Here is a 20,702-nt window from a genome sequence, read left to right as displayed (position 1 = left end):
CTGAGTCCCTGTCACACCCACTTCACACAGACATGCTTAAGTTTTCCCATTTCAAGGGAGAACACCATGAGCGAATTCGACCTGGGCCGTCGCCGTGTAATGCAAGCCGTTGGTGCCGGTTTGCTGCTGCCGGGGCTGGCGCCGGCGGTGATTGCTTCGGTCAAGGATCGGCCGGTGCTGACCGAAGGCGTGCAGTCGGGCGACTTGCAGGGCGACCGGGCGATGATCTGGAGTCGCAGCGACCGCCCGGCGCGGATGGTAGTGGAGTGGGACACCCGCGGCCAGTTTTCCAATCCTCGGCGCTTTGTCTCGGCGCTGGCCGACAGCCGCAGCGATTTCACCGCCCGGGTCGAACTCACCGGCCTGCCGCCCGACCAGGCGATTTTCTACCGCGTGCATTTCGAAGACGCCCGCAGCGGTGTCGCCAGCGAGCCCTGGCTCGGCCATTTGCGCAGCGTGCCGCAGTTCAAGCGCAACATCCGGTTTGTCTGGAGCGGCGATACCGTCGGCCAGGGATTTGGCATCAACCCGGACATTGGCGGCATGCGCATCTACGAAGCCATGCGCCTGCGCCTGCCGGACTTTTTTATCCACAGCGGTGACACCATCTACGCCGACGGCCCGGTGCCGGCGCAGGTCACCACCGAGGGCGGCCGCATCTGGCGCAACCTGACCACCGAAGCCAAGAGCAAGGTTGCCGAGACCCTGGACGAATATCGCGGCAACTACCGCTACAACCTGATGGATGAAAACGTTCGTCGTTTCAATGCCGAGGTGCCGCAGATCTGGCAATGGGACGACCACGAGGTGGTCAACAACTGGTCGCCGGGCAAGCAACTGGACGAGCGCTACCAGACCAAGGATATCCACAGCCTGGTAGGCCGTGCGCGACAGGCCTGGCTGGAATATGCGCCGATGCGCCTGCAGAAGGCCGACCATGGTGGACGGATCTATCGCAAGCTCGGCTACGGACCGATGCTCGATGTGTTCGTGCTGGACATGCGCAGCTACCGCGAAGCCAATGACGCCAACCTCGGCGCGGCGAAACCGTTCCTGGGGCGTGAGCAACTGAACTGGCTCAAGCGCGAACTGAAGCAATCCCGGGCGCAATGGAAGGTCATTGCCGCCGACATGCCCATTGGCCTCGGCGTGCCCGACGGCGAAGTCAGCCCCGGTGTGCCGCGCTGGGAAGCGGTCGCCAACGGTGACCCGGGCGAGGCTCAGGGGCGTGAAGTGGAAATTGCCGAACTGCTCGGTTATCTGCGCAAGCATCAGGTGCGCAACTACGTCTGGCTGACTGCCGATGTGCACTATTGCGCCGCCCACCATTATCATCCTGAACAGGCCGCGTTCCAGGACTTCGAACCGTTCTGGGAGTTTGTCGCCGGGCCGCTGAACGCCGGCAGCTTCGGGCCCAATGCCCTGGACAAGACCTTCGGTCCCGAAGTGGTATTCCAGAAAGCGCCCCCTGCGCAGAACACCTCGCCGTTTGCCGGTTATCAGTTCTTTGGCGAGGTGAACATCGACGGGCAGAGCGGGGAGATGAGCGTGGTGTTGCGCGATCTTGAGGGCGTGGCGGTGTTCGAGAAGAAGTTGCAGCCGGTTTAATCCAAAGCTCACCACAAAACCAATGTGGGAGCGAGCTTGCTCGCGATGGCGGTATGTCTGTCAATAAAATGCTGACTGACAATCCGCTATCGCGAGCAAGCTCGCTCCCACAGGGTTTTAGGGTGGATTCAAAATAAGCGTTCGTCAGTAAACATCCCGCCGATACCGGCCCTGCTCGATCAGCTTTTCCACTTCCTCGCGGCCCAGCACCAGGTTGAGCACGTGGTCCACGCCTGACGCCATCCCCTGCAAGCTGCCGCAGACATAGATCACCGCGCCGTCGGCCAGCCATTGCTTGAGCAACGCGGCCGATTCCAGCAGGCGGTCCTGGACGTAGATTTTCTTTTCTTGATCCCGGGAGAACGCCAGGTCCAGGCGTTCCAGGTCGCCGGAGGTCACCCATTCCTGCAGTTCGTCGCGGCAATGAAAATCATGCTCGCGGTTGCGCTCGCCAAACAGCAGCCAGTTGCGCTGCATGCCCTGGGCAACGCGGGCCTTGAGCAAACTGCGCAAGCCGGCCAGGCCGGTGCCGTTGCCCAGCAGAATCATCGGCACGCCCTGGGGCGGCAAATGGAAGCTGCTGTTGCGACGGACCCGCAGGCTGATGGGACTGCCCAGCGGCGCGTGCTCGGTCAGCCAGCCGGAACCGATGCCCAGGCTGCCATCGGCGTGACGTTCCTGGCGTACGATCAGTTCCAGTACACCGTCGGCGGGGATCGAGGCGATGGAATATTCACGCATCCCCAGCGGTGCCAACGCCTCCACCAGCGCCTGGGCGTGCAGACCCACCAGGTGGGCGCGGTTTTCCGGCAGCTGACGCGTGGCGAGGGCTTGTTCGAGCGTCTGCTGCAAACCATCGACCTGCACCCGAGCGATACCGGCGATACCCAGGCCATCGAGGAAGTGTTCGATAGCCCACGGGTCATTGCGCGGCAGGATTTCCACCAGGTCACCGGCCAGCCAACTGCTCGGACCGGGGGCGCCGAGGCCGAGCAGGTACACGCCCGAACCGCTGCTGTCGGGGTTGAGCAGCGTGCGCTGGCTCAAGGTCCAGTGTTCAAAGCTCGGCGCTTGCCACGCATCCGCCGGAGGCTGGCCGGTCAGCTCGGCCAGTTGCTGTTGCCAGTGCCGCAAGGCGTACGGGTCGCCGCTGTCCACTTCCACCGGCGCGAACAGCGTCTTGCCGCCGTGCTCCGCCAGCCAGTTGTGCAGACGGCGGGCGAAACCGCAGAAATTGTCATATTGCCGGTCACCGAGGCCGAGGACCGAGTATTGCAGGCTTTCCAGGCTCATCGCCCGGCCGAGCACCTTGCGCTCGAAACCGCGAGCGCTGTCCGGTCCTTCACCGTCGCCAAAGGTGCTGACGACAAACAAGGCGCGGGTGGCGCTGTTCAAGTCCTTTTCGCTGACGCCGGCCAACGGCTGGACCTTCACCGGTAGCCCGGCGGCCTGGAGCTGGCCGGCGGTCTGCCAGGCCAGTTGCTCGGCAAAACCGCTCTGGCTGGCAAAGCCGATCAGCCACGCCGGGGCATCGCCAGGGTTGCCTGCAAGCGCCTGGCGAGCCTGGCGGACCTGACGTTTTTTGCGTCGGCGGTCCAGGTAGAGCAGCCAGCCGGTGATGAAAAACAGCGGCATGGCCAACGCGGCGGCGGTCACCAGGATCCGCCCGACCAGGCCGAAGTAACTGCCGACATGCAGGGCATAGATGCTGGTGAGCAATTGCGCCTTGAGGCTCTTGTCGGTGTAGCGGCTGTGACGGCTGATGACGCCGGTGCTCGGGTCGAGCATCAGTTGGTTCAGGGCGCGGTCATGGGGGGCGTCCTTGAGCAGGTAGAACACGGTCGCCGGTTGCCCGGCCACCGGCGGCATGCGCACGTTGTAGGCGGACAGACCAGGACCGGCGGCGCTGTATATGCTGCTCCACATGGCCCGGTAATCGGCGATCGGCGCCGGCCCGCTCGGTGCCGGGCCACGGGTGCGCACGCGCTCATCCTTGGGCGAATCGGAAAGCAGGCGGGTCAGGCCTTTGTTGTACCACTCATAGGACCAGGTCAGCCCGGTCAGGGCGGCCAACAGATAGAACAGCAAGCACCAGGTGCCCGCGACGGAGTGCAGGTCCCAATTGAAGCTGCGGCCCTTTTTTGCCCAGTCGAGGGTCAGCCAGGCGCGCCAGTTTTTCCACTGGCGTGGCCAGCGCAGGTAGAGGCCGGACAAGCAGAAGAACACCAGGATCAGCGTGCAGGCGCCGGTGATCTGCCGGCCTACGTCGTCCAGGGTCAGGACGCGGTGCAGCCTGAGCATCAGGCCGAAGAAATCCTGGCCCACCACGTCACCCAGGAACTGCGCGTTATAGGGGTTGAAGTAGCGCATCGGCCCGCGTTTCTCTCCGGGCGGGGCGGTGAAGATCGCCCGCGCGGCGTTGCCGCTGTCGGTCTCGACCCAGAGCATGGCGACGGTCTTGCCGGAGGCGGCTTCGATCTGTTCCACCAGTTCGGCGGGCGGCAGGACGCCGGCCGGTTGTTTTTCAACCGTCAGCACCTCGGGGTTCAATGCCCGCAGAATCTCGTCCTGGAAAGACACCACCGCACCGGTAACGCCCATCAACGCCAGGACCAGCCCGGCACTGATGCCGAAAAACCAGTGCAACTGGAACAGGGTTTTCTTCAACACGTCGCCCGCCTTGTTCATTCAGTACTGTTTGTCACGGCGTGCATTATGCCGTGTGTTATCGAGAAGCATTCATAAACACACATAAAAGCCCCATTCATTTGCATGAACGGGGCTTTTGCCCGGTGCCGGTCAGTAATGGGGCGGTGGCTGGATCCTGTGGGAGCGAGCCTGCTCGCGAAGACGTCGTGTCAGTCAGGCATATGCCAATTGACACTCCGCTTTCGCGAGCAGGCTCGCTCCCACCGGTTCACTCCCCGCCATCGGCGTCGGGTTCTTTCAACCGGTCAGAAGTGGAAATTGGTACTCAACAACGCCGTGCGCCCGGCCGCCTGGTTGGCGAAGTGGGTCGAGAATGCCTTGTCGTAGTAAGTCTCGTCGGTCAGGTTCTGCACGTTGAGTTGCAGGTCCAGGTGCTTGCTGACCTTGTAGCTGGCCATGGCGTCATAACGCACATAAGAGTCGACCATGGTGGTGTTCGCCACGCTGCCGAACACATCATCCACATAAAAGGCCCCGCCACCGATGGTCAGCTTTGGCGTGAGCGCGTAGGTGGTCCAGACGCTGGCGCTGTTTTTCGGCGTGTTCGGCAACTCGTTGCCATCGCTGGTGCTCATCGGCCCGCCATCGACCTGCTCACTGTCCAGGTAACTGTAGCCGGCGAACACCTGCCATTTCTCGGTGAGCTTGCCGCTGGCCGACAGCTCCAGGCCGTCGACGCGAGTCTTGCCGGCGTTTTCATAGGTCGTGGTGTCGACCTGCACCCGGGCGTTTTCCTTCTCGGTGCGGAAAATCGCCGCGGTCAGCGAAAGCCGGCTGTCGAGCAAGTCCCACTTGGTGCCGATCTCGTAGTTCTTGGTGGTTTCCGGCTCCATGTCACTGGCGAGCAGGTTGCCACTGCGGTCTGGCGTCCCACCGAGCGGATTGCCCTCGATGCCTTCGCCAACCATGCTGCCGGGCGGCGTGGCCGAGGTCGCGTAGGACGCATAGATGCTGCCGTTGTCGGCTGGTTTCCAGACCAGGCCGAACTGGCCGGTGACGAATTCGCTGGTGTCGTCACCCTTGGACGTGGTGGTACCGGCGGCGTCGTAAGTCTTGTATTTCGTGTCGAAGTGGTCGTAGCGCAAACCCATGTTCACCAGCCACTGCGGTGACAGTTCCAGCGTGTCGAACACGTAGAGCGCGCGGGTGACGCTGGTGGTGTCGGTGCCGGCGTAATTGCGCGAAATCGCGCCGTTCCAGGGATCGTTCGGGTTCGGGTTGGACAGCGACGTGCAGTTGTAGCCGCTCGGCGCGCCGACCAGGGCCGGCGTGCAGTTGGTGTTCGCGGCGGTGGTGCCCGGTACGGTGTCGGTGTTGACGTTGTACGAAGTCTTCTCGCCGGTCTCGCGGCTCAGCTCGATGCCGGTGGAGAAACTGTTCTTGAAGCCGGCCACATAAAAATCACCGGACAGATCAGTCTGGTTAGTGGTGGTGTCGACGTTGCTGACGCGGCTGTTGACGCGGCGCCAGACTGTACCGTTGTTGACGTTGCCCTTGCTGTCGTCGGGTTGGGTGAGGATGTAGTCCTGCATGCTGGAGCCGTGGCGCAGGGTGTTCTTGACGGTCAGCGCATCGCTCAGGTCATGCTCGATGGCGATGGTCGCGGTGTCGACGCGGGTCTTGCGGAAGTCGCGGTCGGTGAGGCCATAGAAGTTGCTGTTGTCGCCGCCGGCATAGGGCTTGTCCGGGTTGGCTTTGGTGCGGTCGGCGGTGCGGCCCGAGGCGGGAACCCTGTAGGGAATGCCCGAATCCGGCAGGTCGTTGCTTTCCAGGTGATAGTAGTCGAGGTTGACCCGGGTGTCGGTGCCCAGGCCGAACGCCAGCGACGGCGCGACGCCCCAGCGATCGTAGTTGACCTGGTCACGACCGGCGACGTTGCTTTCGTGGCTCATCAGGTTGAGCCGGCCGGCGGCGCTGTCGCTGAACTGGTAATTGCCGTCGAGGGTGTAGCGCTGGGTCTGGTCCGAACCCCAGGTGAAGCCGCCGTCGAACGAGTCGCCCAAGTGGGCTTTCTTGCTCACCAGGTTGATGGTGCCGCCGGCGGCGCCGCGGCCGCCGATGGCCGAGTTCGGGCCCTTGCTGACCTCGATGGACTCCACCGCAAAGATCTCCCGGCTTTGCGAACCGGTATCACGCACGTTATCCAGATAAGTGTCGCCCTGGGCATCGAAGCCACGGATGAAAGGTCGGTCGCCCTGGGGGTTGCCGCCTTCGCCGGCGCCAAAAGTGATGCCCGGCACGGTACGCAGGGCGTCCTGCATGTTGAGGGCGCCGGTGTCCTTGAGCACCTGCTGGGGAATGACCGTCACCGAGCGCGGCGTGTCGACCAGCGGCGCGGTGTATTTCGAGGACGAGGCTTTTTCGACCTGGTAGGACGTCGTGTCCTGGGCCTCGCCCGTAATGCTGGTAGCGTCCAGGGAGATGGCGTTGCGCGGGGCTTTTTCGTCGATCTTTTCCGCCGCTTGGGCCATCTGCGCGATTGACGTCGCACCGAGGGCGACGCCGATGGCGGAGGCCAGCAGACGAGGTGAATTAACCGGTAATTGTGATTGTTGACGCGACATGAACAGTGCCTTCCCCAAGGTTGAGGCGGCGGAATATAGGGTAAACAGTTTTATGTATCAATTGCGAAACATTGCTATTTGTGAGGAATTTACATTCTTTACATTTTGCCTTTACGGTTTCTGCCCAGTGGTGCGTTGGCGGGGGTTGTGCACAGTCAATAAGAATCACTAACATTGGCGCCCCGCGTTATCCACAGGTCTCGAATGCCATGTTGCTGCACATTCCCGGTGTGTTTTCTCCTGAAGAAGTGCAGCGTATACGCGAGGCCCTGGAGCAGGCCGAATGGGCAGATGGCAAGGTCACGGCCGGTTATCAATCGGCCAAGGCCAAGCACAACCTGCAACTGCCCGAGGGGCATCCCCTGGCCAAGGAAATCGGCGCGGCCATGCTGGATCGGTTGTGGAAAAACCCTTTGTTCATGTCGGCGGCGCTTCCACACAAAGTCTTCCCGCCGCTGGTGAATTGCTACACCGCTGGCGGCAGTTTCGATTTCCATATCGACAATGCCGTACGCCAGCCCAAGGGCAGTGCCGAGCGGGTGCGCACCGACCTGTCGGCCACGCTGTTCTTCAGCGACCCGGAGGACTACGACGGCGGCGAGCTGGAAATACAGGACACCTACGGCACCCAACGGGTCAAATTGCCGGCCGGGGACATGGTGTTGTATCCGGGCACCAGCCTGCACAAGGTCAACGCGGTTACCCGTGGCGCACGCTATGCCTCGTTCTTCTGGACCCAGAGCCTGGTGCGCGAAGACAGCCAGCGCGCGCTGCTGTTCGAGATGGACGGTGCGATCCGGGAACTGACCCGGGACGTGCCCGAGCATCCGTCGTTGATTCGCCTGACCGGCACCTACCACAACCTATTGCGTCGCTGGGTCGAGGTGTAGGTGGCGGATTTTCGTCTGCGCCGCGAGGAAGTGCTCGACGGCGAGGCCCTCAAGGCCATGCTCGAGGACAGCCCGGCGCGGGCGGCCCAGGCGATTTTGATCGCAGCGGGCGAAGGGCTGCTTGAGGCCCAGGCGCTGCTGGGGCAGATCCTGCTCGAAGGGCGCGGTATCGAACAGGACAAAACCCTGGCCCGGCGCTGGTTCGAAATCGCCGCCCAACGCGGGCACCTGATGGCGCGCAACATGCTGGGGCGATGCCATGAGCATGGCTGGGGCTGTGTCGCCGATCCTTCGGTCGCGGCCGGACATTATCGCCAGGCAGCCGAGGCAGGACTGGATTGGGCGATGTACAACCTGGCCAACCTGCTGGCGACTGGGCGCGGCGTTTCTGAGAATCAGCCGCAGGCATTGGTCCTTTATTGGCGCGCGGCCGAGCTGGGGCACGCCAAATCTATGAATCTGTTGGGGCGGTATCTGGAAGAGGGGCGTTTCTGCCCGGCGGACCCGGTGGCGGCGGCCCAGTGGTATCGACGTTCGGCCGAAGGCGGGGATTTTCGGGGGCAGTTCAGCCATGGCTGCGTATTGATTGCCGATGCCCGTATCGAAGAGGGCTTGGTGTGGTTGCGCCGGGCGTTGGCCGGAGGGAATCTGAATTTTCTTAGTGTCGCCGTGCAAACCTTGCAGACGGCGCGGCTGACTGCGTTGTCTCCACTGATCGAGGCCTATCAGGCGCGAATCCAGCAGATGCAAAAAAGCCCGTGAGCCAGTCACGGGCTTTTGGGTCAGGCAAGCGCGTTTTTACACGTAGAACGACTTCAGCGGCGGAAAGCCATTGAACTCCACAGCGCTGTAGCTGGTGGTGTAGGCACCGGTCGACAGCCAGTACAAACGATCGCCAATCGCCAGGTTCAGCGGCAAACCGTATTTGTAGTTCTCGTACATGATGTCGGCGCTGTCGCAGGTCGGGCCGGCGATGACCACTTCTTCCATCTCGCCTTTCTTCTCGGTCCAGATCGGGAACTTGATGGCTTCGTCCATGGTTTCGATCAGGCCGGAGAATTTGCCCACGTCGGTGTACACCCAACGCTCGACGGCGGTACGCGACTTGCGCGCCACCAGCACCACTTCGCTGACCAGGATGCCGGCGTTGGCGATCAACGAACGGCCCGGTTCGAGGATGATTTCCGGCAGTTCGTCGCCGAAGTCTTCCTTGAGGAAGCGGATGATTTCCTCGGCGTAGGTTTCCAGGCTGTTGGTACGGGTGATGTAGTTGGCCGGGAAGCCACCGCCCATGTTGATCAGCTTCAAGACGATGCCGTCTTCTTCTTTCAAACGCTCGAAAATCACCTTGACCTTGGCGATGGCCGCGTCCCAGACGCTGATGTCGCGCTGTTGCGAGCCGACGTGGAACGAGATGCCGTACGGCACCAGGCCCAGGTCGCGGGCGAGGATCAGCAGGTCCATGGCCATGTCGGTCTGGCAGCCGAACTTGCGCGACAGTGGCCAGTCAGCCGTGGTCGAACCTTCGGTGAGGATGCGCACATAGACTTTCGAACCCGGCGCGGCCTTGGCGATGTTGCGCAGGTCGGCTTCGGAGTCGGTGGCGTAGAGGCGCACGCCCTTCTCGTAGAAGTAGCGGATGTCCTTGGATTTCTTGATGGTGTTGCCGTAGCTGATCTGGTCCGGGCCGACGCCACGGCTCATCACCTTGTCCAGCTCATAGATCGAGGCGATGTCGAAGTTCGAGCCTTTATCCTTGAGCAGATCGATGATTTCCACCGCCGGGTTGGCCTTGACGGCGTAGTAGACCTTGGCGAATTCGAAACCGGCGCGCAGGTCGTCATAGGCCTTCGAGATCATCGCGGTGTCGATCACCACGAACGGGGTTTCCTGCTTGTCGGCGAACGCCTTCATTTTCTGAAAGGTTTCGCGCGCAAAATAATCTTCGACCTGGATCGACATACTTGGGACTCCTACTGGCAAACATCAGGATCAATGGGTTTGAGGGCAGCAACCCCCGCGAACGTCCTCCGTATCCCCACTTTGGTTCGCCTACTTCCCAAGGCATTGCCGCCGAAAGCAAAAAGGCCATCCAAGTCGTTTGAGAGCTACTGCGCTTGGCAATACTGCGTTGGGAAGAGGCTCGGAATGCTCATTTACAATCAGTAAACTCCGCTTCCTCGCCTCTTCCCGCCTTGTCTTGCCTGCGCTCGCTACGCTCTCAAACGACTTGGAACATGATTCCCTTGGCCTTGCTGTCTCGTCGTCAGTACTTGAGCCGGATGGATCGTTTCCAGCATGGACGTTCGGCGCGAACTTTAGGGCGTGAGGGGCCTGAGATCAACTAAAAATGTCGCGTTTTTGCACGTCTCCGTCGTGCGGCGCGCGACAGCTCATGATGTAACCGACCGGTGTGACAGGTTGATGTTCCCTCGGATCGGTATTCGAGCCTGTTGGATGTCACGTTTGCACTTGTGGCGAGGGAGCTTGCTCCCGCTTGGGTGCGAAGCGCCCATCGCTTTTTTTGGGGCCGCTTCGCGACCCAGCGGGAGCAAGCTCCCTCGCCACAAAAGCCAGCTACAAAGGCACTCTTTCCCCGCCTAGATGGACGCGGTCTCAGCCGGCGAGACGATGCTGGTCTTGCCGCCACGGGACTTGCCGGAGCTCAGGTATTCGGCAATCGATTCCTGGGTCACTTCCCCAAGGAAGACCCGCTCGGCATCCATCACCGGCAGCCACGAACGGTTGAACTCATACATACGCGACAACAGGATCCGCAGGTGTTCGTCGTAGGCCGCGGTGGCGTTGAATTCCCGCAGGAACTGCCCGCAAGTGCCGGTCTGGCGGTACAGGTCGCGACGGCGCACATACCCCAGCGCCTTGTTCTCGGCGCAGGTAACCACCACGTAGCGCCGGTCGTGTTCGTCCATCAACTCCAGCGCCTCGGCCACCGGTGTTTCGGGGCTGACCGACGGGGCGTTGTCCGCCGCGTCTTCGGCCTTGACCAGCAACAGGCGCTTGAGGGTGCTGTCCTGGCCGACAAAGTTGCTGACGAATTCATCGGCCGGGTGGGCGAGGAGCGTGTCCGGGTGATCGCACTGGACCAGTTTGCCGGCGCGGAAGATCGCGATCTTGTCGCCCAGCTTGATGGCTTCGTCGATGTCGTGGCTGACCATGATCACGGTCTTGTTCAGCGCCCGTTGCATCTCGAAGAACTCGTTCTGGATCATCTCGCGGTTGATCGGATCGACCGCGCCGAAAGGTTCGTCCATCAGCAGCAACGGCGCATCGGCGGCCAGGGCGCGGATCACGCCGATCCGCTGCTGCTGGCCGCCCGACAGTTCACGGGGGTAGCGATGCAGGTACTGCTTGGGTTCGAGCTTGATCATGCTCATCAACTCGCGGGCGCGGTCGTGGCATTTCTGCTTGTCCCAGCCGAGCAGGCGCGGCACCACGGTGATGTTCTCCTCGATGGTCATGTTCGGGAACAGGCCGATCTGCTGGATCACGTAGCCGATGTTGCGGCGCAGGGTCACCTCGTCGAGGCCGGTGGTGTCTTCTCCGTTGATCAATACCTTGCCCGAGGTCGGCGGTATCAGGCGGTTGATCATCTTCAGCGTGGTGCTTTTGCCACAGCCCGACGGCCCGAGGAACACGCAGATCTCGCCTTCGTTGACGGTCAGGTTCACCGAGTCCACGGCTTTGACATCCTTGCCGTTGCTCTTGAAGGTTTTGCTGAGGTTTTGAAGTTCGATCATTTTAATAGTCCTTTCGGGGTCAGCGAGCGTTGCAGCCATTGCAGAAGCAGGTCAGCGAAGATGGCCAGGAGGCTGACCAGCACGGCGCCGACGATCAGCATCGACATGTCGCTGCGGCTGATGGAAGCGAGGATGAGCACGCCCAGGCCACCGGCGCCGATGGTGGCGGCGATGGTCATGACGCCGATGTTCATGACCACGGCGGTGCGTACGCCGGCGAGGATCACCGGCACGGCAATCGGCAATTCGACCATGCGCAGGCGCTGGCCGAAGGTCATGCCGATGCCGCGGGCGGCTTCACGAATGCCCGGTTCGACGCCGGTCAAGGCCAGGTACGTGTTGCGCATGATCGGCAGCAGCGAATAAAGGAACACCGCGGTGATCGCCGGCATCGGACCCAGGCCCTGGCCGAACTTGGAATAGAACGGCAGCAGCAGGCCGAACAGGGCAATCGACGGAATGGTCAACAGTACCGTGGCGCTGGCTTGCAACGGGCCGGCGAGCGCCGGGAAGCGGGTCATGAAAATGCCCAGCGGCACGCCGACGATTATCGCCAGGGTCACGGCGATGCCCACCAGGGTGATGTGCTGCCAGGTCAGGTGCAGCACCAGCGGCCAGTCCAGATGGGAAAAGGCGTCAAGAAAATCCATGGCTTTTCCTCCAGGTCATTGGGTTGAGAGCAGGGAATGCTGGCGCAGGAAATCGGCGGCAACGGCGGAAGGGCTTTCATGATCGACATCCACACGGGCGTTGAGCTGGCGCATGGTTTCGTCGTCGAACAATTCGGCCAGTGGCTTGAGCTGCGCGGCCAGTTGCGGATGGGCGTCGAGGAAGGCCTGGCGCACCACTGGCGCGGCGGTGTAGTCGGGGAAATAGTGCTTGTCGTCTTCCAGCAGCTTCAGCTTGAACGCGTTCAGTCGGCCGTCGGTGGTGTACACCAGTCCGGCGAACACCTGGCTGTTGCGCAGGGCGGTGTAGACCAGGCCGGCGTCCATCTGCCGGATATTCTTGCGGGTCAGGTTCATGCCGTAGCGCTCGACCATGCCGGCCAGGCCGTCGGAACGGTTGGCGAACTCGGTGTCCAGCGCGACCAGGTGATTTTCCTCGGCCTCGGCCTGCAGCACCGTATTCAATTGGCTGATGGAATTGATCTGCGGGTACTTCTTCGCGACTTTGTCCGGCAGGGCCAAGGCGTAGGTGTTGCTGAATTTCGACGGCGCGAGCCAGACCAGGCCTTTTTTCGCGTCGAGTTCTTTCACCCGGGCGTAGGACTGAGCGCTGTCGAGTTTTTCCGTGACATGGTTGTAGGAAACCAGCGACACGCCGGTGTATTCCCAGAGCAAATCCAACTGCCCGGTTTCATGGGCGCTGCGGGCCAGGTTGCTGCCCAGCCCGCCAGTGACCTGAGCGTCGTAGCCCTTGTCGCGCAGGTATTGCGCGGTGATCTCGGCCAGCAGGGTCTGCTCGGTGAACACCCGGGCACCGAGGCGGATCAGCGGTTTTTCAGCGGCTTGGGCGAATCCCGCGAACAGCAGCAGGCAGCCCAGGATCAAGCTCAACTTCTTCATAACGATTCCTTTATCCAGCCAGGCTCAGGACGGTCGCAGACCGCGTTCCAGCCAGAGGCGGCTGGCCAGGGTTACCAGGCCGTCGAGCAGCAATGCCAGCAAGGCGGTGCAGGCCGCGCCGAGCAGCAATTGCGGCTGATTGTTCAAGGCAATGCCCGGGAAGATCAGGCTGCCAAGGCTGTTGGCGCCGATCAGGAACGCCAGCGGTGCGGTGCCGACGTTGATCGCCAGGGCTACGCGCACGCCACCGACGATGATCGGCACGGCGTTGGGCAGTTCGACTTTCCACAACACCTGGCGCGGGGTCATGCCGATGCCGACGGCAGCTTCCTTGAGCGAGCCCTGGACATTTTTCAGGCCTTCATAGGTGTTGCGCACGATGGGCAACAGCGAGGCGAGGAACAGGGCGAAGATCGCCGGCCCGCTGCCGATGCCCAGGATACCCAGGGCAATGGCCAGCACGGCCAGGGGCGGCACGGTATTGCCGATGTTGAACACTTGCATGAAGCGTTCGGCGCGCCCGACCATGCCGGGGCGGCTGAGGGCGATGCCGGCGGGAATGCCGACGATCAGGGCCGCCAACATGGAAGCCAGTACAAGCATCAGGTGCGCTTGCAGGTAGAACAGCAGGTCGTCGCGGTAACGGTGGATCGTATCGATGCCGATCCAGTGGACCAACAGGGCCAGGAGGGCGACGACGACCGCCCCCCCGATAAGCCCTTTGCCATAGCGGATAGCCACAGGCGGACTCCTTTGTCTTTTTTTGTCGGCGCACGCTTTCCCGGGCGGCGGACCTTCATTGGTTGCCGGGAAAACGTTCGCGAGAAGCAGCTCTTTTCGATGCCGTCAAAACGGCTGTCGAAGCGAGCCATGAGCGCAGCCTCGTCAGGCTAACTTGCTGATTTTTCAGACCCTGACGGTTGCTCGTATCAGGGTGGTGGACGCCTCCACGCGGCAAAAGGTTCCCATGTGCGGCAGCATCTGGCCACCCTTGATGTGCTCAACGGTTCGGTTCCTGGCACAAGTTGAGCTATAATCGCCGCCCTTTTTTGAATCACCTGCCAGGCGATTTCCCATGACCAAACAGGCCGCCGAAGTCGCGAAACGCCGCACTTTCGCCATTATTTCCCACCCCGATGCCGGTAAGACCACCATCACCGAAAAGCTCTTGCTGATGGGCAAGGCGATTGCGGTGGCAGGCACGGTGAAATCCCGCAAGTCCGACCGCCATGCCACCTCCGACTGGATGGAGATGGAAAAGCAGCGGGGTATCTCCATTACCACGTCGGTCATGCAATTCCCGTATCGCGATCACATGATCAACCTGCTCGATACCCCGGGCCACGAAGACTTCTCCGAAGACACCTACCGTACCCTGACCGCGGTGGACTCGGCCTTGATGGTCCTCGACGGCGGTAAGGGCGTCGAGCCTCGGACCATCGCGCTGATGGACGTCTGCCGTCTGCGGGACACGCCGATTGTCAGCTTCATCAACAAGCTCGACCGCGACATTCGCGACCCGATCGAACTGCTCGACGAAATCGAAGCGGTCCTGAAGATCAAGGCCGCGCCGATCACCTGGCCGATCGGTTGCTACCGCGACTTCAAGGGCGTTTACCACCTGGCCGACGACTACATCATCGTCTACACCGCCGGCCACGGTCATGAGCGCACCGAAACCAAGATCATCGAGAAGCTCGACTCCGACGAGGCCCGCGCGCACCTGGGCGACGAATACGAACGCTTTGTCGAGCAGCTAGAGCTGGTGCAGGGCGCCTGCCATGAATTCAACCAGCAGGAATTTCTCGACGGCCAGCTGACTCCGGTGTTCTTCGGTACCGCCCTGGGCAACTTCGGCGTCGACCATGTGCTCGACGCCGTTGTCGACTGGGCTCCGCGCCCGCTGCCGCGCGTTGCCAACGAGCGCACCGTGGAGCCGGTGGAAGAGAAATTCGCAGGCTTCGTGTTCAAGATCCAGGCGAACATGGACCCCAAGCATCGCGACCGCATCGCCTTCATGCGCATTTGCTCCGGCAAGTACGAGAAGGGCATGAAGATGCGCCACGTGCGCACCGGCAAGGACGTGCGCATCGGCGACGCCTTGACCTTCTTCTCCTCGGAACGCGAGCAACTGGAAGAGGCCTTCGCCGGCGACATCATCGGCCTGCACAACCACGGCACCATCCAGATCGGCGACACCTTCACCGAAGGCGAAGCCCTGGGTTTTACCGGCATCCCGCATTTCGCCCCGGAACTGTTCCGCCGCGTACGCCTGAAGGATCCGCTCAAGTCCAAGCAACTGCGCCAGGGCCTCCAGCAGTTGGCCGAAGAGGGTGCCACCCAGGTGTTCTTCCCGGAGCGCAGCAACGACATCATCCTCGGCGCCGTCGGTGTGCTGCAGTTCGACGTCGTCGCCAGCCGCCTGAAAGAGGAATACAAGGTTGAATGCTCCTACGAGCCGATCACCGTGTATTCCGCCCGCTGGATTGAATGCGAAGACAAGAAAAAACTCGAGGAATTTTCCAACAAGGCCGTGGAAAACCTCGCGCTGGACGGCGGCGGCCACCTGACCTACCTGGCGCCAACACGGGTCAACCTCGCGCTGATGGAAGAGCGCTGGCCAGATGTGAAATTCCGCGCGACGCGTGAGCATCACTAAGCCCCAGGCGTCTAAACCGAAAACCTGTGGGAGCGAGCCTGCTGGCGAAAGCGGAGTGTCAGCCATATCCATTTTGGATGTGCCGCCGTCATCGCGAGCAAGCTCGCTCCCACATTGTTCTGTGGCAGTCTTCAATCTCCCGGCCACCCCTAGTCCCTGTGGGAGCGAGCCTGCTCGCGAAAGCGGTGGGTCAGCCTGCCTGGATGCCGGATGTGCGGGCATCTTCGCGAGCAGGCTCGCTCCCACATTAGTCCTGCGACAGTCTTCAATCTCCCGGCCACCCATAATCCCTGTGGGAGCGAGCCTGCTCGCGAAGGCGGTGGGTCAGCTTGCATGGATGCTGTGGTGTTAGTGGGTTTGGGAATAAACCTTATTCGAAACCGATCTTTAGTCGAGCGGCATTTCTGGCTGTTCCGTGGCGTCCTATCTGATGAACCGGTCTGTTCGGAACAATATTTCCTGAGCACCGTCGGCCCCGGCTTTATCCGGTAAAGAAGGAATTGGCTATGAATAAGCTGCTGCGCATGATGTTTTTTCTAAAGGTGTTGGTGATGCTGTCCCTCGGTTCCACCGCAGCGTGGGCCGAATGCGATGAGCACGAGAAGCACGCGTCGAGTGGCTCGGTGGTTCAAGGCGAGTTGATGCTTGCCGCGACCGATGCGGACGCAGGCGATCCGGACGATGGCGAGGATGATGATGGTTCGCCAATCGACACGCCGGATGGCGATGAGGATGAAGAGGGCGATAGCCAGACGTAGGTTTGTGGCCTACAGAAACCCCCTCCAGCCCCAACTGATACTCAGTCGGGGCTGGAGGGGTTTTTTATGTCGGGTGCATGACCCAAGGCAAAGGATGGTCCCGTGGCGAGGGAGCTTGCTCCCGCTGGCCCGGTCCGACGCTTCGGGCGCAGCAGGCCCAAAAAAGAGGGTCCGCTTCGCGGCCCAGCGGGAGCAAGCTCCCTCGCCACAAGTGCTTTTCTGCCTTACGTGCTTTGCTGCTTTTTAGCCTTACGCCGCGCCGTCAAGGAACCGCTCGGCGTAGTGACACGCCACCAATCGGTTATCCAACGGGCGAAGGGCCGGCTCTTCGGTCTTGCAACGCTCGGTCGCGTACGGGCAGCGCTTGTGGAAGGCGCAGCCGGACGGTGGGTTAAGCGGGTTGGGCAGTTCGCCGACGATCTTGATCTTCGGCTTGTTCGGGTCCGGGTGGATGGTCGGGGTGGCCGACAGCAGCGCCTGGGTGTAGGGGTGCAGTGGGCGGCTGTAGATGGACTCGTTGGGGCCCATTTCCACCGGGCGGCCGAGGTACATCACCATCACGTCGTCAGCGACGTGCTGCACCACCGCCAGGTTGTGGGAAATGAACACATAGGCGGTGTTGAATTCCTGCTGCAGGTCCATGAACAGGTTCAGCACCTGCGCCTGGATCGACACGTCCAGCGCCGACGTCGGTTCGTCCGCCACCAGCACCTTGGGTTGCAGCATCATGGCGCGGGCTAGGGCGATGCGCTGGCGCTGGCCGCCGGAGAACATATGCGGGTAGCGCTGGTAATGCTCGGGGCGCAGGCCCACCTGCTTCATCATCGCCTGGACTTTGTCGCGACGCTCGGTGGCCGAGAGGTTGGTGTTGATGAGCAACGGCTCGGCCAGTTGATCACCGATTTTCTGCCGCGGGTTGAGGGACGCATAAGGACTCTGGAAGACCATCTGCACGTCTTTGCGCAGTTGCTTGCGCTCGGCCTTGTTGGCGCCGGCCACTTCCTGCCCGGCGATTTTCAAGGAACCGGCGGAAGGCTCTTCGATCAGCGTCAGGGCTCGGGCGAGGGTGGATTTGCCGCATCCGGATTCACCGACCACGGCCAGGGTCTTGCCGGCTTCCAGTTCGAACGACACACCGTTGAGGGCGCGCACGGTCGCATGGCCCTTGAACATGCCACGGGACACTTCGTAATGACGGGTCAGGTCACGGGCGGTAAGTACGACGGCCATCACGCCACCTCCTGGTTCAACGGGTAGAAGCAGCGGGCGAGGCTGTTGGATTTCGGATCGAGCGCAGGGCGCTCCTGGCGGCAGTTGTCGCGCACGTACGGGCAGCGCGGCGACAGCAGGCAGCCTTGCGGGCGGTCGTAGCGACCGGGCACGATGCCCGGCAACGTCGCCAGGCGCTCGGCGCCCATGCTGTGCTCCGGAATCGCCGCCAGCAGTGCTTCGCTGTACGGGTGGGCCGGGATGTCGAACAGCTGCGGCACCTTGCCCACTTCCACGGCCTGGCCGGCGTACATCACGCACACGCGCTGGGCAGTTTCAGCCACGACGGCGAGGTCATGGGTGATCAGCACCAGGCCCATGTCCTGCTCTTTCTGCAGGGCCAGCAGCAGATCCATGATTTGCGCCTGGATGGTCACGTCCAGAGCGGTGGTCGGTTCGTCGGCGATCAGCAGTTTCGGCTCGCCGGCAATCGCCATGGCAATCGCCACGCGCTGGCTCATGCCGCCGGACAGTTGATGCGGGTAGGCGTCCATGCGGCTGGCGGCGCCAGGGATCTCGACTTTTTCCAGCAGTTCGATGGCGCGTTTGCGCGCGGCCTTGCCGGACATCTTCAGGTGCAGGCGCAGCACTTCTTCGATCTGGAAACCCACGGTGTAGCTGGGGTTGAGCGCGGTCATCGGGTCCTGGAAAACCATCGCCAGGTCCTTGCCGACGATCTGCCGGCGCTGGCGGTTGCTCAGCTTGAGCATGTTCTTGCCGTCGAAGTTAAGCGCGTCGGCGGTGACGATGCCGGGGTGCTCGATCAGGCCCATCAGCGCCATCATGGTCACGGATTTACCCGAGCCCGATTCGCCGACGATCGCCAGCACCTCGCCTTTATCCACGCTCAGGTCCAGGCCGTCGACCACCGGCACGGCGGTGGCGTCGCCGAAGCGGACGTTGAGATTCTTGATTTCTAGCAATGACATGGGAATCTCCTCAGGCGGCATTCTTGAGTTTCGGGTCCAGCGCATCGCGCAGACCGTCGCCCATCAGGTTGATTGCCAGCACGCTGAGCAAAATGGTCAGGCCGGGCAGGCTCACGACCCACCAGGCGCGTTCGATGTAGTCGCGGGCCGAGGCCAGCATCGTGCCCCACTCAGGGGTTGGTGGCTGCACGCCAAGGCCGAGGAAGCCCAGGGCGGCGGCGTCGAGGATCGCCGAGGAAAAGCTCAGGGTCGCCTGGACGATCAGCGGTGCCATGCAGTTGGGCAGCACGGTGATGAACATCAGGCGCGGCAGGCCGGCACCGGCCAGGCGGGCGGCGGTCACGTAGTCGCGGTTCAGCTCGCCCATCACGGCGGCGCGGGTCAGGCGCACGTAGGACGGCAACGAGACGATGGCGATGGCGATCACGGTGTTGATCAGGCCTGGGCCGAGGATGGCGACGATCGCCACGGCCAGCAGCAGCGAGGGCAGGGCGAGCATGATGTCCATCAGGCGCATGATGGTCGGGCCGAGGATACGTGGGAAGAACCCGGCGAACAGCCCCAGCAGGATGCCTGGGATCAGCGACATCACCACCGACGACAGGCCGATCAGCATCGACAGCCGCGAGCCCTCGATCAGGCGCGAGAGCAAATCGCGGCCCAGTTCGTCGGTGCCCAGCAGGAACTGCATCTGCCCGCCTTCGAGCCACGCCGGCGGCGTTAGCAGGAAGTCACGGTATTGCTCGCTCGGGTCATGCGGCGCGACCCATGGGGCGAAGAGTGCGCAGAACACGATCAGGATCATGAACATCAGCCCGGCGACGGCGCCCTTGTTGCGGGAAAACGCTTGCCAGAATTCTTTGTACGGGGACGGGTACAGCAGGCTTTGATCGACTGCTACCGAGGTAGTTGGAGTACTCATGGTTTTGATCTCAGCGCTGGTGACGGATACGTGGGTTGGCAAAGCCGTAGAGGATGTCCACGACGAAGTTGACCAGAATCACGATGCAGGCGATCAGCAGAATGCCGTTTTGCACCACAGGATAATCCCGCGCGGCAATGGCTTCGATCAGCCACTTGCCGATGCCCGGCCAGGAGAAGATCGTTTCGGTCAGGACCGCGCCGGCCAGCAGTGTGCCGACTTGCAAGCCGATCACGGTCAGTACCGGGATCAGCGCGTTGCGCAGGCCGTGCACGAACACTACGCGCGACGGCGACAGGCCTTTGGCCTTGGCTGTGCGGATGTAGTCCTCACGCAGTACTTCGAGCATCGATGAGCGGGTCATCCGCGCGATGACTGCCAGTGGAATAGTGCCCAAAACGATTGCAGGCAGGATCAGGTGATGCAGGTAGTCGAGTACCGCACCGGGCTCATCGCTGAGGATAGTGTCGATCAGCATGAACTTTGTCGGGCGTGCGACATCGATGAGCAGGTCGTTTTGACCGGATACCGGCGTCCAGCCCAAGCTGACCGAGAAGAACATGATCAGAATCAGCCCCCACCAGAAGATCGGCATCGAATACCCCGCCAGGGAGATGCCCATCACCCCATGGTCGAACAGGGATCCTCGCTTGAGTGCCGCGATCACCCCGGCCAGCAGGCCGAGGATACCGGCGAACAGCAGCGCGGCCATGGACAGCTCGAACGTCGCTGGAAACAGGGTGCAGAACTCGCTCCATACGCTTTCACGGGTACGCAGCGATTCGCCAAGATCGCCCTGGGCCAGTTTACCGATGTAGTCCAAGTACTGGGCATACAGCGGTTTGTTCAGGCCAAGGCGTTCCATTGCCTGAGCATGCATTTCGGGATCGACCCGACGTTCGCCCATCATCACTTCCACGGGGTCGCCGGGGATCATGCGAATCAACGCGAAGGTCAGCAAGGTGATGCCGAAGAACGTGGGAATCAGTAATCCCAGTCGGCGGGCAATAAAACTAAACATCTTCAGGTGTACCTCATCAGCCGGTTAGGCGTGCCCGGCAATCCTTT

At 62.0% G+C, this 20,702-nt stretch carries 16 protein-coding genes; 5 read left to right on the top strand and 11 right to left on the bottom strand.

Translation table 11 applies throughout. The annotated features are described in order from the left end of the window. The first annotated feature begins 66 nt into the window (after positions 1–66). Positions 67–1,608, top strand: coding sequence for an alkaline phosphatase D family protein (locus J3P94_RS23595; RefSeq protein WP_434569844.1), 1,542 nt, complete (start codon positions 67–69; stop codon positions 1,606–1,608). 144 nt (positions 1,609–1,752) lie between these two features. On the opposite strand, the gene J3P94_RS23590 is transcribed toward J3P94_RS23595, so the two are convergent. Both J3P94_RS23590 and J3P94_RS23585 read right to left on the bottom strand, forming a co-directional pair. Further along, positions 1,753–4,278 (bottom strand): PepSY domain-containing protein, encoded by a 2,526-nt coding sequence (locus tag J3P94_RS23590; protein ID WP_434574287.1) that lies wholly within the window; start codon positions 4,276–4,278, stop codon positions 1,753–1,755. 284 nt (positions 4,279–4,562) lie between these two features. Further along, entirely contained in the window at positions 4,563–6,881 is a 2,319-nt protein-coding gene (locus J3P94_RS23585) for a TonB-dependent receptor (RefSeq protein WP_434569843.1), read from the bottom strand. Positions 6,882–7,090: 209 nt separating this feature from the next. On the opposite strand from J3P94_RS23585, the gene J3P94_RS23580 reads away from it, so the two are divergent. Continuing rightward, on the top strand, positions 7,091–7,771 hold the full coding sequence (locus tag J3P94_RS23580; RefSeq protein WP_434569842.1) for a Fe2+-dependent dioxygenase: 681 nt from the start codon (positions 7,091–7,093) through the stop codon (positions 7,769–7,771). Next, positions 7,772–8,533: a tetratricopeptide repeat protein gene (locus J3P94_RS23575; RefSeq protein ID WP_434569841.1), complete on the top strand. Its 762-nt coding sequence runs from the start codon at positions 7,772–7,774 to the stop codon at positions 8,531–8,533. Positions 8,534–8,569: 36 nt separating this feature from the next. Here J3P94_RS23575 and J3P94_RS23570 read toward each other — a convergent pair whose 3' ends face one another. The 5 genes from J3P94_RS23570 to J3P94_RS23550 all read right to left on the bottom strand — a co-directional run bounded on the left by J3P94_RS23570 (position 8,570) and on the right by J3P94_RS23550 (position 13,838). Continuing rightward, positions 8,570–9,733 carry a type III PLP-dependent enzyme gene (locus J3P94_RS23570; RefSeq protein WP_434569840.1) on the bottom strand — a complete coding sequence of 388 codons (1,164 nt, stop codon included), beginning with the start codon at positions 9,731–9,733 and terminating at the stop codon, positions 8,570–8,572. Positions 9,734–10,371: 638 nt separating this feature from the next. After that, on the bottom strand, positions 10,372–11,529 hold the full coding sequence (locus J3P94_RS23565) for an osmoprotectant ABC transporter ATP-binding protein OsmV (protein ID WP_434569839.1): 1,158 nt from the start codon (positions 11,527–11,529) through the stop codon (positions 10,372–10,374). Further along, on the bottom strand, positions 11,526–12,179 hold the full coding sequence (locus J3P94_RS23560; protein WP_305496867.1) for an ABC transporter permease: 654 nt from the start codon (positions 12,177–12,179) through the stop codon (positions 11,526–11,528). The genes J3P94_RS23565 and J3P94_RS23560 overlap by 4 nt, the downstream gene beginning before the upstream one ends. 15 nt (positions 12,180–12,194) lie before the next feature. Beyond that, positions 12,195–13,097 (bottom strand): glycine betaine ABC transporter substrate-binding protein, encoded by a 903-nt coding sequence (locus J3P94_RS23555; RefSeq protein ID WP_434569838.1) that lies wholly within the window; start codon positions 13,095–13,097, stop codon positions 12,195–12,197. A gap of 24 nt (positions 13,098–13,121) precedes the next feature. Beyond that, the gene (locus tag J3P94_RS23550) at positions 13,122–13,838 is read right to left on the bottom strand and encodes an ABC transporter permease (RefSeq protein ID WP_186612146.1); all 717 of its coding nucleotides are present in this window, start codon (positions 13,836–13,838) and stop codon (positions 13,122–13,124) included. A 334-nt stretch (positions 13,839–14,172) separates the two neighbouring features. On the opposite strand from J3P94_RS23550, the gene J3P94_RS23545 reads away from it, so the two are divergent. Together J3P94_RS23545 and J3P94_RS23540 are read left to right on the top strand one after the other, a co-directional pair. Next, complete coding sequence (locus tag J3P94_RS23545) at positions 14,173–15,756, top strand: peptide chain release factor 3 (protein ID WP_434569837.1); 1,584 nt, start codon at positions 14,173–14,175, stop codon at positions 15,754–15,756. 506 nt (positions 15,757–16,262) lie between these two features. Further along, positions 16,263–16,514, top strand: a complete 252-nt coding sequence (locus J3P94_RS23540; RefSeq protein WP_434569836.1) for a hypothetical protein — start codon at positions 16,263–16,265, stop codon at positions 16,512–16,514. Positions 16,515–16,763: 249 nt separating this feature from the next. On the opposite strand, the gene J3P94_RS23535 is transcribed toward J3P94_RS23540, so the two are convergent. From J3P94_RS23535 to J3P94_RS23520, 4 genes are read right to left on the bottom strand one after another with little or no spacing between them, the layout of a single operon-like run. After that, a complete protein-coding gene (locus J3P94_RS23535) occupies positions 16,764–17,744 on the bottom strand; it encodes a peptide ABC transporter ATP-binding protein (RefSeq protein WP_305496858.1) in 981 nt (326 codons plus the stop codon). Further along, positions 17,744–18,712, bottom strand: a complete 969-nt coding sequence (locus tag J3P94_RS23530; RefSeq protein WP_305496856.1) for an ABC transporter ATP-binding protein — start codon at positions 18,710–18,712, stop codon at positions 17,744–17,746. The genes J3P94_RS23535 and J3P94_RS23530 overlap by 1 nt, the downstream gene beginning before the upstream one ends. 10 nt (positions 18,713–18,722) lie before the next feature. Further along, positions 18,723–19,634 carry an ABC transporter permease subunit gene (locus J3P94_RS23525; RefSeq protein ID WP_434569835.1) on the bottom strand — a complete coding sequence of 304 codons (912 nt, stop codon included), beginning with the start codon at positions 19,632–19,634 and terminating at the stop codon, positions 18,723–18,725. A gap of 10 nt (positions 19,635–19,644) precedes the next feature. Next, positions 19,645–20,655: an ABC transporter permease subunit gene (locus J3P94_RS23520; RefSeq protein ID WP_434569834.1), complete on the bottom strand. Its 1,011-nt coding sequence runs from the start codon at positions 20,653–20,655 to the stop codon at positions 19,645–19,647. Between the last annotated feature and the right edge of the window lie 47 nt (positions 20,656–20,702).

Source organism: Pseudomonas sp. Z3-8 (genome assembly GCF_051131975.1).
Lineage (GTDB): Bacteria > Pseudomonadota > Gammaproteobacteria > Pseudomonadales > Pseudomonadaceae > Aquipseudomonas.
This window is presented reverse-complemented; position numbering and strand designations above follow the sequence as displayed.

What these genes read in the sequence shown, in the direction of transcription:
- J3P94_RS23595 (WP_434569844.1), top strand. Translation starts at nt 67, where the DNA reads ATGAGCGAATTCGACCTGGGCCGTCGCCGTGTAATGCAAGCCGTTGGT.
- J3P94_RS23585 (WP_434569843.1), bottom strand. Translation starts at nt 6,881, where the DNA reads ATGTCGCGTCAACAATCACAATTACCGGTTAATTCACCTCGTCTGCTG.
- J3P94_RS23580 (WP_434569842.1), top strand. Translation starts at nt 7,091, where the DNA reads ATGTTGCTGCACATTCCCGGTGTGTTTTCTCCTGAAGAAGTGCAGCGT.
- J3P94_RS23570 (WP_434569840.1), bottom strand. Translation starts at nt 9,733, where the DNA reads ATGTCGATCCAGGTCGAAGATTATTTTGCGCGCGAAACCTTTCAGAAA.
- J3P94_RS23565 (WP_434569839.1), bottom strand. Translation starts at nt 11,529, where the DNA reads ATGATCGAACTTCAAAACCTCAGCAAAACCTTCAAGAGCAACGGCAAG.
- J3P94_RS23560 (WP_305496867.1), bottom strand. Translation starts at nt 12,179, where the DNA reads ATGGATTTTCTTGACGCCTTTTCCCATCTGGACTGGCCGCTGGTGCTG.
- J3P94_RS23555 (WP_434569838.1), bottom strand. Translation starts at nt 13,097, where the DNA reads ATGAAGAAGTTGAGCTTGATCCTGGGCTGCCTGCTGCTGTTCGCGGGA.
- J3P94_RS23545 (WP_434569837.1), top strand. Translation starts at nt 14,173, where the DNA reads ATGACCAAACAGGCCGCCGAAGTCGCGAAACGCCGCACTTTCGCCATT.
- J3P94_RS23540 (WP_434569836.1), top strand. Translation starts at nt 16,263, where the DNA reads ATGAATAAGCTGCTGCGCATGATGTTTTTTCTAAAGGTGTTGGTGATG.
- J3P94_RS23535 (WP_305496858.1), bottom strand. Translation starts at nt 17,744, where the DNA reads ATGGCCGTCGTACTTACCGCCCGTGACCTGACCCGTCATTACGAAGTG.
- J3P94_RS23530 (WP_305496856.1), bottom strand. Translation starts at nt 18,712, where the DNA reads ATGTCATTGCTAGAAATCAAGAATCTCAACGTCCGCTTCGGCGACGCC.
- J3P94_RS23525 (WP_434569835.1), bottom strand. Translation starts at nt 19,634, where the DNA reads ATGAGTACTCCAACTACCTCGGTAGCAGTCGATCAAAGCCTGCTGTAC.
- J3P94_RS23520 (WP_434569834.1), bottom strand. Translation starts at nt 20,655, where the DNA reads ATGTTTAGTTTTATTGCCCGCCGACTGGGATTACTGATTCCCACGTTC.